Raw genomic sequence first — 9,874 nt, 5'->3', positions numbered from 1 at the left:
GTGTAATAATAATAATTGTTTTTTAAAATTGTTTTTTCCAAATAATTCAATAGAAAATTCCAAAATTGATAGATTTCCTTCGATGTCTGTTTTGAAAATTGGAGTGTATATATTATAAGGTTCTCCCCAATCGAATTTCTCTTCTCTTATATTACAAATTGGATTAGTGTCAAAATCAATATTTTCCATTTTAAAATTATTTTATGTTTTTAATTCCATCTACCAAATTTATTTTCACATTGGGGAACATATTAGCAAAATCCTGTATAACTCCTTGGCAGGAAATACAATATGGTAATTCAGAAGCAATTGTAATTTCACCCTTTACTTTAGACAGAATAGTTCCTTTTTTACCTCCTAGTTTTTGAGCTATCTCACTTAATCCTACATACTCTGTGTCAAATTCTCTACTCCATGCAGTATCAGTATTTATATTACTTTGCTTGTCAATTTTATATGAATCAAATATTGGCTCTCCATCAAATTTATTACCACTTATTTTAACATCGCTTGAAGTTATATATAGATTATCTATTTTACCATCAAAATAAGCTAAATTTCGTTTGTCGAACTTCTGAATTTCTTCTAGTAATTCATTTCCTGAATATTTTTTTCGTAATTCATAAATAGTATTTTCTCGAAATTGTTTAAATCGAGTTTTTGCTTTTAAATAGTCAGAAGCGTATCCCTTAAAAATATTTTTTCCTTCGTTTAAGGGAGTTGGAAACTTTTCAATATCTTTTAAATCTTTCCATTTTATATATCCGCCAGCATTATTAATCTCATCTAAATTTTTAGAAACTAATTTGATCTCCTCTATATTAGTTCTGAGAGAGGGAGCTTCATTATTTAGAATTAACCATGCATTAAACCCATCAGATTCTTTGACTACGGTTTTGAATTCAGTGCCAGAAGTTGATAAATCACTTACTAAAGTTGCCAATGCACAAGGATCTCCAGGACCTGCATTTGTGATTAGGCTTGATAACAGTAATAAATAAAGAAGGAATCTTTTTATTATATTTTTCATTTAGTTTATTTTAAAGTAAGTACTTGTAAACTCGTTATTCACTTTTTCTAGGTGTTAAAGGGGTGTTTCCAAAATAAGAATCATCTCGGAATTTAATAATTTGAATTTTATATAATTCGCGCCAATGTATGGATTATAAAGTAAATTCATTTCTAGAAAAAGTATTTTTACTATCATGGGGTAAGACCATCAAATTTAACTTGTAAACATGCTCTTAAATAAACGTGAAATTTCTCGAAAAACAATTTAATATCAGCCTCAGAATGGCGCTCTTTAAATGGTGAATCAACTATTGATAAACAGTAGTCATCTTGAGTTAAAGCGAAGTCAAGACATTTATGTAACATTTCCCAATATTCCAATGTTCCTGTTTTTAATAAATGCTCCCAATAATCATCTTCAAACACTTTTTCATTATTCAATCTATGATGATGATAATAAATAAAATGAACCGCCATCCCTAAATATTTTTGAAGAGTTTTTATTTCCATTTTAGTAATTAATTTTTGCGATTATTTCATCTGTTAACAATGGAGTTTCCCATATTCCATGTATATAGGTAACGTCTTCTCCTGCATTTCTAGGATGCGCTTCAGAACTCCATCGGTTAAAATCAATCATCACAAATTCTTTTTCTTGTTGTTCAATTAAAACAATGCCTCCAGGGGAATTGTACAGTTTATTAATTTTTTAAAATACTAAAATAATATCCTTTGTGGATTTAAAAAGTATTTTTTAAGAATAATAGTTTTTGATATAAGTTTAAGCTTGTATTGTATTCTTTATTTTTCAAGCAAGAAGAATGCATATGTTTTTTTTGTAAAGTTGTTTTATCTACTTTTGTTGAGAAACAGATTGTAATGATTTATGGAATTGAGATTGAAATAATCATGTTTGTTGAGAATTACTGTTTGTTATAAATTAGGTTTATAAAGCTATTAGTATTCTTATTCTATTTTAGAAACGCTCAATAGCATAAAACAGAGCTTAAATCTTGTAAATCATTAATCTTGAATTTTTGAAAGGAGAATGAATACATTCTAAAATTATATAGTAATTGTAAAAAGTAAATTATCTTTTTTTAATTGTAGCTATGTCAAAGAAATGAAATAAAAAGACTTTAACGAAGTAATATGACAATAAAAGAAAAATTTCTAATAATTGGATTTACAAGTTTTGTCTTTCCAAATAAAGAGAAGAGAGACGGAAAGGAAAGAATAACTTTTTGTTCTAAGTATTTTAATGAATGGATTTTCCTTTTATTAGTAAATGAAAATGATTTTTGGAGAATCGAAAAAATTGAAGACAATGATATCATCAGTATTACATTAAACAAAAGTAAATCTTCTCTTGATATTGAAGACCTACTTTTGTTTTTTAAAAATTATTACTATAGTAATAGTGATCTTTCATCTATTTTGTAAACAAAACATCGACACTACTATATGTCCCATCTGATCTTGTTATACTAGTAGGTAAAACATTCGCTTTTGTAAATTTATGTTCTATTGCCATTTTTCCAGTGAACGTTTTTAAAGCAGCTTCATTTGGAGACATACCGTTTTTAATAAAATCGTTGAAGCTATTAAGATTATCAGCAACGGTATCATTTGAACGCCACGTTCCTCTTATTTTTAAAATCTCATCATATTCTGTATTAATGAAATTGAACAGACTTTGAAAGACTGCGCGTCCTTTACCTTCTAGAGTTGTTCCTTTAGTGATAATTGTTAGATTTAGCTCATTATCAAAACCAAGCCACCCCCTTGCTACAAATTCATTATTTACACCCCTAATAACTGCATAACCATCTTCATCCAGAACTTTTAGTAGGTCTATCGGTTCTTTCAAAGATTTCCATTTCAAGTACCCACCTACATTCTTAATCTCATCTAAATTTTTTGAAACCAGAGTAAGCTCTTCTATATTTCTTGTTAAACCAGTTTTTTCATTATGTAATACTTTCCAAGAATCAAACGCTTTTTGTGGATTTGTTTCTGAAAAGGCTACAAGTTCTTTCGATGTGTACATATCATCTTTGAAGAACCTTATAATTGTTTCACATTGAGCATTTGCATTTAAAAATGTAAATAATATAATCCACAGATTTAAAAATAACTTTATTTTGTTTTTCATTATCTTCTGTTCTTAATTTTTGAGATTATTTCATCTGTTAATAATGGAGTTTCCCATATTCCATGTATATAGGTAGTGTCTTCTCCTAAGCTGTCTTCTCCTGCATTTCTTGGATGCGCTTCAGAACTCCATCGGTTGAATTCAATCATCATAAATTCTTTTTCTTGTTGTTCAATTAAAACAATGTCTCCAGGGGAATTGTACAGTTTGTTAATTTTTAAAATACTAAAATAATATCCTTTGTGGATTGCATGTTCTTTAATATCAAATTCATACGTTTTAGATAAGAATAATAACTCATTCAACGTAAAAGATTCACTTGGATCTACAAAAGGGTTAGCGATTAATTTTTTTCTAAAAGCTTTTCTTTCAGAAGATATAATACTTCCATCACTATTTAAAAATTTTATGGAAGGTCTAATTAATTCTGTTTTAATGGAAACAATATTTTCATTATTTTTTTCACTGCCGTTTCCAAGGATTTCAGTTTGAGTACAATAAAATTTATTAATTAGTTTCATTTACAGTCAAGTTTACTAGTTATTTTATCTATTTTTAAAGTTAAATCTTCAATTTCATCTACCCACTTACCACCTCTAAAAACAGAACGTTGTACAATATCATAAGTAATTCCTTTTTTGAAAGAAGACTCATGGAATTTTGGTTTTGTTCGTATTTGTTTAGCAAATCCTTGTTGTGTAATACCGTTTTTATTTTTCCATGGAATTGCGTTTTCATAGCTAAATTCTACTCCTGATGCATCTTTTATTTTAAATTTTATATATACCATACCTTCTTGTACATCTTCTAATAAAGCTCTGGAATCATAGGTATATTGAATGTCAATTTTATTATATTCATTTTTGTATACAGGACTTGCAAATCCACCACCTAATTCAGTAACTTCTGTAATTTTTCCATCAGCTTTATCCACTTTTGGATTTTGAAAACGATCAAATATTCCTCCCTCTGCTAGAATTTCTAAGTCTTTTTTATAGTTTCTATTTTTATGAAGCCGTCAAACGGTGGCCAACCTCCATTAATTTCATTACCTGCATCTGCATGGAAGAAATCATATAATTCATCCCATTTCTCATCACCCCATAGCTCATACGCTTTTACTTTTTGATTCATCTAGAGTTTTCTGGTTTCATTTGAAATTTCACAATTATATTTATTATTAGTCTTTACTTCGTAAAAAAAATAAGCTCATTATCAGTATTATTCTTGAAAGAAACTGATGAATTCTTTATTTTAACTTTTAGATTTGGGATTCGAGCTATAGTATCAAGATTTCTCCATTGAACTATTCAATAATTTCTCAATTACTATTCTTTGTGTAAGTATTATTGTATCATGCTTGTTATAATCTTTTTTTTCGCCATAATATTTAAGTTTATTGAAAAGTTCTGGTTTACCGTTAGGAAATTCTAACAAACATAGTCCTATAGCCCCCCCCGGTAAATAATCAATTTGATAACGCGGATTCATATTGACGTATCGCAGGATAACACTACATTCTTCAAAATCATTAGAATTTTTCTTTGCGAAAATAATATCAAATTTGGTATTAACTTTAATTTCCAAGTATCCATTACCTACGACAGTAGTTGCAAATACATAAAGCAAGTTCACACTATTAGGTTCTTTTAAATTACCTTTTTGTATATCAGTTTCTTTTGGTAAGTCCATTATTAGTAAAGACGGATACTTTTTTAACTCACCTTCATTATTTAATTCTATAAAAAATTCGTCAATAAAACTCATAGTATATTATTTTAAATTATATTTTTGAGCCTTTTGATAAAACTCAAAGGATTTTTCTAAACTCGAAGGAGGTAAGGTTTCAAGTAATTCATTTGAAACGTCTCTATAGATTTTTGTATCTAAATCAATATTGTAAACTTCTTTGACTAATTCCCTCGCATGTTCAACAGAAATTTCTACTTCCGCTAAATTAGCAAAATTATCTGCAGGTGTTTGAATTACAATTTCAAGTTCTTTTTCACAACGATAAATATTAGGAGAATTAAGTTTAAGAGATTTTAAATCACTTGGTAGGCCTATTTGTAAAACACCTTTCGTACTTCCATACTCAGTAGCACTTTCTATTGCAAAAATTGTAGCTTTAATTGGGTCCGTTGAAGTTGAGATACCATATGCTTGTGAATTTGTATTACCTGTAAACAAAGAATTATCAGCTTTACTTCTTGTTGTCCCTCTAAACAATGATTTTATTCCTTTTTCTTCAAGCTGAGCTATCGTAGTTGTTTCATCTATTGTAGTTAAAAATGACTTCAATTCGTCAGTCGTGGTAATCTTAACTGTTTTTTTTATAATGATTTCATCTGCTTTTTTTTCAATTGCAGTAACAACATCATCACTTTCTTTAATTACTATTCTTTCCGTTTCACTAACAATTGTTTTTCCCGTTTTTTCAGCCTCAATCAATAAATTAGCAACCTCCTCTGTACGGCCAAGAGTACTTATTGTTTTAAGCCTACCAACTAATCCTCCTACTTTTGCAAACAAATATTCACCGGCCGTAAGTACGATTGGCACAATCATTATTGTTATTTGTCCATAACGATATGCACAAATATCGCCAATTTGCCCATTTTTAAATTTGTACTTATCACAATCTGAGAAATAAAATGATGAAAATTGTTTAGCGGTTTCTACAACCGTGTTATACAATTTTATATCATTTCGAATACCCGGAGGTAGTAATTTTTTTGCCAATACAGCTGGCTCTATTGATTGTCCTGATTTTAACTCATCACAAGTTTTTTGAATATCCTGATAAAATTCCTTATAGCTATTTACATTTGCATCTACTGCCGAAGTTCCCATTTTTGTAAGCCCCTTTACTAACTCAACAAGATCGACGGTTGCAATTACTTCGTGTAAAACACCTGCTACATACTTTGTTGCAGCATTTGAACTTTGAACTGCTTCTTCATTTGTAGCACAATAAATCATACCAAATGCAGCACGATATGTTATTATTCTAGCTTCCTGCAAAGCCTGGTCAAAACTTAATGAAGCTTTATAAGCAGGATTTTTATGTAGTTCTGTAAGACCTTCGTTTATATATTCGAAAGTACAACTTGAATTAGAATATGTGGCTGGCAAAGCATCAGTTAACCATTTAGGTACAGAAAATTTATGTTGTAAATCTATCTTTTTACTTTGTTCACTATAAGTAAAAATTAATTTATTTGCTGATTTATCATTTTCAGCTTCTGCCTTTTGCAAATTATATTTAGGATGCCCTGTATTTAATAAATAGACCTTTAAGTTAGTCTCTAAACCAGAATCAATACTAGTTATGGTTGTACTCATTTCACTTTTTTGCTCATTACTAAATGGAGATTTACCATCTTTCCCATCAGAATAATCAATAAATGCATTATTAATATTACCACCTGAGGTATTTATTTCATTCCAATTTTTAACATTTGGATCATTACATACAATAAATTCCTTAGTCTTAGAATCTTTATATTGGCTTATGAAATCTTTAAGAGATTTTTTGCTAGCAATGTAATCAGCAATTTTAACCGACAAATAGGTTCTTTTTCCACAATCTTTTTCTTTGTCAAAAAATAAAAATAACCACTTATATTTGAGTGCATTTATGTTGCTTGATAAATCTGTTAACGTATAATTATTAGTAGCATTTATATATTTTCCTTCTTTCCACCAATATTGGTTTTCATTAAATACAAATCCGGGAAGTGTACCGTCATTAGCCATTATATCATTATTATTGTAGGTATTCTTATCGACTTTCGTTTTATCTAAACCAATCGAAAATATTTGGTAATCTGGGCTTATAACATAACCACCGGCAAATTCCCCATCACTATCCCCCTGAATAAACGGATACAACTGTAACCCTGGAGCATGGAGTACCTGCCAGTCGTTGTGGCTTAAAAGCACTCCGGTACCGTAATCCATTAAAAGATCTGTGGTTGTTGCCGTGTTATACTCTGTAAATGGATGCTTCAAGCCAAAGACACCATGACCTAATTCGTGTGCCAATGTGCGAACGGTATTGGTTTTGTTAAAAATAAAACCATATTGTCGTTTCAGCGGCATAAAGCCAAGGAGGTTTGATTTATCGGAAGGAGCTCCGGTATAAATTACATAATAGGTGTCTTTTTTATAATCGGAACCTAATTTTGCTTTTAGATTATTGGTGATTTGCTGTTGGTCCGGGGTATAGGTGTTTAGTAAGTCACTATCACTGGTTTCGATGCTTTCTCCCCAGCTGTTGTTTAAGGTTACATTTATGGTATTAACGTCAAATGTTACTCCGGCTGGTTCATAAATTGCATTCAATTGCTCTTTTGCATTAGCAGGTATTGAAGCATTGTTAACGCTAACCAGTGTTACATTTACTTTTTTATTGGTCAAATGCCATAAATCAATTGTTCCGGCAATATCGTATTTCCCGACAGTTTCTTTCGGGTCTTTTGATGTAGCAGGTTTAACCGTTGCAATGACTGTTTCTTTAGCAAAATCTAAAGTCTTTTTTAGGGTTAAAGTGGCAACATTGTCGTTCCAAACAATCTGAGTACTGTCAATAGCAGTACCATTTTGAGTTTTAAAAACAATGTCTTTTTTGGTTTTTCCGTTTTTGAAATTAGCGGTTGCGATTACAATATCAGTTTTATTAGGACTGTTTGAAATAGCTTTCAAATTTACATTATAGGTACCACCGCTTTTTTGAGGGATTGTTTCATAAGTTTTACCTAAGCTTCCGTTTGCTGCTGCAGGAGCAGTATCAAAAGCATAAAATCCATTTCCTTTAGAGAAAATTACATTTATATCCGGAGATGAAATTTCAGTCACACTTCCACCAGATCCCATTCCGTTTGTATTCTTGGAATTTGGAATTCCTCCCGGAGCGAGTTGTCCTGTTTTTTCGATATTTCCGGCAGGAGCATTAGCAGGAACGGCATATTGTTTACCGTTTTTATCCGTAATTATAATATCATTTACGGTTTTTGGCAAGTTAACTTTAACATCATCCGGACCTGTTATTGTAATGCTTCCATCAGGATTTTTTACTACTGATTTTATAGGAAACTGGATGTCCTGATTGACCACATTTCCGGCATCACCAAAGGCGTCATTGATGACACCATCTAAATCTGAGATACCGCTCCAGGTAGGATCATAGGCTGCAATAATTTCTCCTGAAATTAATTTAAAATCGCTATTAACACCAACGTTGTTAAAGGTTATTCTGATTCGGGTATTTTCGCTAAGGTTTCCTTTTGAAGCTCCGTTTTCATCTTTTGCACCTAAGGCATCAGCAGCATCAATTAGTTTTCTGAATTTTTCTAAAAAGGGCAGGGTTACATAACCTTCTCCGGAGAAGTTACCGTTACTTCCTATGGCTTTTAAAACTACGACAGGAAAATCTCCCGCTGTAATGACATCATTTGGAAAAAGCTCCGGAAGTGGGGTTTGGTTCGCTAAATCTCTCGGATCCGGTTTGATACCGCAGCCCTGAAATACAATTTCGTCTCTGGCAATAGTAGTGAATTCGAATATTGAACTGTTAATGTATTTGCCCACATCACATGATGCTCCTACAGTATATTCGTAGGTGGTGTTGGGTTTTAAGTTGCTAAGTGTAATATTTTCTCTTGGTGTGACAGCTTTGTACCATTGCGAACCGGAATTTTTCTCACGATAGTTTACCCGATAGTCAAAGTTGTCAATGTTACCGCTCCAGCTTATTTTGGCCTGATCCTGACCAATGCTTTCCGTTTTAACGGCAAGGGGAGAGGTACAGAATACTTCGTAGGTAAAAGCAAAGATTTCGGTATAACCGTTGTTTTTAAATACTCCAATTTCTTCGGCTCCTAAAATGGCTTTCGCTTTGATGCGCCACGCATATTTTTTACCGGGAATCAGTTGAGGTTCACTCATACCGTATTGCAGGGTAGTCATTTTGGTTGTGGTGGTATACAACGGCGGTGAATAGGCAAAGGCATTTTGCACCGGAGTATAATTGTCCCAGATTTCGACTAATGAAAATTCGTATTCTACATTACTGACATTGATGCTTCGCGGTGTCCAGCTAAAAACAATGTTCTGAATGTTTTGCTGCATGATCGAAGCATTGTTTAAAGGCAGGTTTAGGAAGGGCGGTTCATTTTGAAAAATAACAGTAGTTGTACCCGTTTTTCTGGACAGTTTTTTTCCTGTAGCAAAATCATATACCTCTACATAAAAGTTACTAATTCCTTCTGGTAAAGGTTGTGCATATTGATTTGGATTTAATCCCAACAAGTTCTGGTATTGAAAATAGGGAGCCAGATCAACATTGGTTAATTGCAATGGAAACCCTCCTTCGAGGTAAAGTGGTTTTGCTCCTACAACAAAATCGTTGTTACTGAACGAAACTCCGTTGCCCTGAAAGTATATTTTTAATCGAACCTGACGGTTTGAGATGGTCAAATCGTTAAGTACCAATTGAATTTTTATGGGACTGTTTATGGTAGTCGCATCAGCATATTTACTCAGATAAATAGGCGAGGGCTGTGTAATTTGAGTATTGACCGAAATAGGAAAGGTCTGTGTATAGCCTTTGAATCCCGCCAGGGAACAAAGCAGCGACAGGAATAGGTACAGTTTTTTCAGCATTTTGGGTAATTGAGGTTTATCCATTTTTTGTCAGGTTAGTAT

10 protein-coding genes are annotated in these 9,874 nt (G+C 31.8%); 1 reads left to right on the top strand and 9 read right to left on the bottom strand.

The features are described from left to right. The 3 genes from FLA105534_RS17115 to FLA105534_RS17105 all read right to left on the bottom strand — a co-directional run. The coding region (locus tag FLA105534_RS17115) for a hypothetical protein (protein ID WP_173967312.1) at positions 1 to 189 on the bottom strand (189 nt) is incomplete at its 3' end. A gap of 7 nt (positions 190 to 196) precedes the next feature. Further along, positions 197 to 1,030: a deaminase domain-containing protein gene (locus FLA105534_RS17110; RefSeq protein ID WP_173967311.1), complete on the bottom strand. Its 834-nt coding sequence runs from the start codon at positions 1,028 to 1,030 to the stop codon at positions 197 to 199. 173 nt (positions 1,031 to 1,203) lie between these two features. Beyond that, on the bottom strand, positions 1,204 to 1,521 hold the full coding sequence (locus tag FLA105534_RS17105; protein WP_173967310.1) for a hypothetical protein: 318 nt from the start codon (positions 1,519 to 1,521) through the stop codon (positions 1,204 to 1,206). 642 nt (positions 1,522 to 2,163) lie between these two features. On the opposite strand from FLA105534_RS17105, the gene FLA105534_RS17100 reads away from it, so the two are divergent. Continuing rightward, positions 2,164 to 2,454, top strand: coding sequence for a hypothetical protein (locus tag FLA105534_RS17100; protein ID WP_173967309.1), 291 nt, complete (start codon positions 2,164 to 2,166; stop codon positions 2,452 to 2,454). On the opposite strand, the gene FLA105534_RS17095 is transcribed toward FLA105534_RS17100, so the two are convergent. From FLA105534_RS17095 to FLA105534_RS17070, 6 genes are all read right to left on the bottom strand, one after another. Continuing rightward, the gene (locus FLA105534_RS17095; RefSeq protein ID WP_173967308.1) at positions 2,444 to 3,166 is read right to left on the bottom strand and encodes a hypothetical protein; all 723 of its coding nucleotides are present in this window, start codon (positions 3,164 to 3,166) and stop codon (positions 2,444 to 2,446) included. The two genes, FLA105534_RS17100 and FLA105534_RS17095, sit on opposite strands and share 11 nt — an antisense overlap. Next, positions 3,166 to 3,687 carry a hypothetical protein gene (locus tag FLA105534_RS17090; RefSeq protein WP_173967307.1) on the bottom strand — a complete coding sequence of 174 codons (522 nt, stop codon included), beginning with the start codon at positions 3,685 to 3,687 and terminating at the stop codon, positions 3,166 to 3,168. Before FLA105534_RS17090 ends, FLA105534_RS17095 begins: the two co-directional genes overlap by 1 nt. Next, positions 3,684 to 4,100: a hypothetical protein gene (locus tag FLA105534_RS17085; protein WP_173967306.1), complete on the bottom strand. Its 417-nt coding sequence runs from the start codon at positions 4,098 to 4,100 to the stop codon at positions 3,684 to 3,686. Before FLA105534_RS17085 ends, FLA105534_RS17090 begins: the two co-directional genes overlap by 4 nt. A 47-nt stretch (positions 4,101 to 4,147) precedes the next feature. Next, positions 4,148 to 4,300 (bottom strand): hypothetical protein, encoded by a 153-nt coding sequence (locus FLA105534_RS17080; RefSeq protein ID WP_173967305.1) that lies wholly within the window; start codon positions 4,298 to 4,300, stop codon positions 4,148 to 4,150. A gap of 153 nt (positions 4,301 to 4,453) precedes the next feature. After that, positions 4,454 to 4,933: a hypothetical protein gene (locus tag FLA105534_RS17075; RefSeq protein WP_173967304.1), complete on the bottom strand. Its 480-nt coding sequence runs from the start codon at positions 4,931 to 4,933 to the stop codon at positions 4,454 to 4,456. Positions 4,934 to 4,939: 6 nt separating this feature from the next. After that, positions 4,940 to 9,856 (bottom strand): fibronectin type III domain-containing protein, encoded by a 4,917-nt coding sequence (locus FLA105534_RS17070; RefSeq protein WP_173967303.1) that lies wholly within the window; start codon positions 9,854 to 9,856, stop codon positions 4,940 to 4,942. Positions 9,857 to 9,874 lie beyond the last annotated feature (18 nt).

The sequence above is a fragment of the Flavobacterium collinsii genome, from assembly GCF_902804485.1.
Classification (GTDB): Bacteria; Bacteroidota; Bacteroidia; order Flavobacteriales; family Flavobacteriaceae; genus Flavobacterium; species Flavobacterium collinsii.
This window is presented reverse-complemented; position numbering and strand designations above follow the sequence as displayed.

Coding starts and splice junctions, on each gene's coding strand:
- FLA105534_RS17110 (WP_173967311.1), bottom strand. CDS start 1,030: ATGAAAAATATAATAAAAAGATTCCTTCTTTATTTATTACTGTTATCA.
- FLA105534_RS17095 (WP_173967308.1), bottom strand. CDS start 3,166: ATGAAAAACAAAATAAAGTTATTTTTAAATCTGTGGATTATATTATTT.
- FLA105534_RS17100 (WP_173967309.1), top strand. CDS start 2,164: ATGACAATAAAAGAAAAATTTCTAATAATTGGATTTACAAGTTTTGTC.
- FLA105534_RS17075 (WP_173967304.1), bottom strand. CDS start 4,933: ATGAGTTTTATTGACGAATTTTTTATAGAATTAAATAATGAAGGTGAG.
- FLA105534_RS17070 (WP_173967303.1), bottom strand. CDS start 9,856: ATGGATAAACCTCAATTACCCAAAATGCTGAAAAAACTGTACCTATTC.
- FLA105534_RS17105 (WP_173967310.1), bottom strand. CDS start 1,521: ATGGAAATAAAAACTCTTCAAAAATATTTAGGGATGGCGGTTCATTTT.
- FLA105534_RS17080 (WP_173967305.1), bottom strand. CDS start 4,300: ATGAATCAAAAAGTAAAAGCGTATGAGCTATGGGGTGATGAGAAATGG.
- FLA105534_RS17090 (WP_173967307.1), bottom strand. CDS start 3,687: ATGAAACTAATTAATAAATTTTATTGTACTCAAACTGAAATCCTTGGA.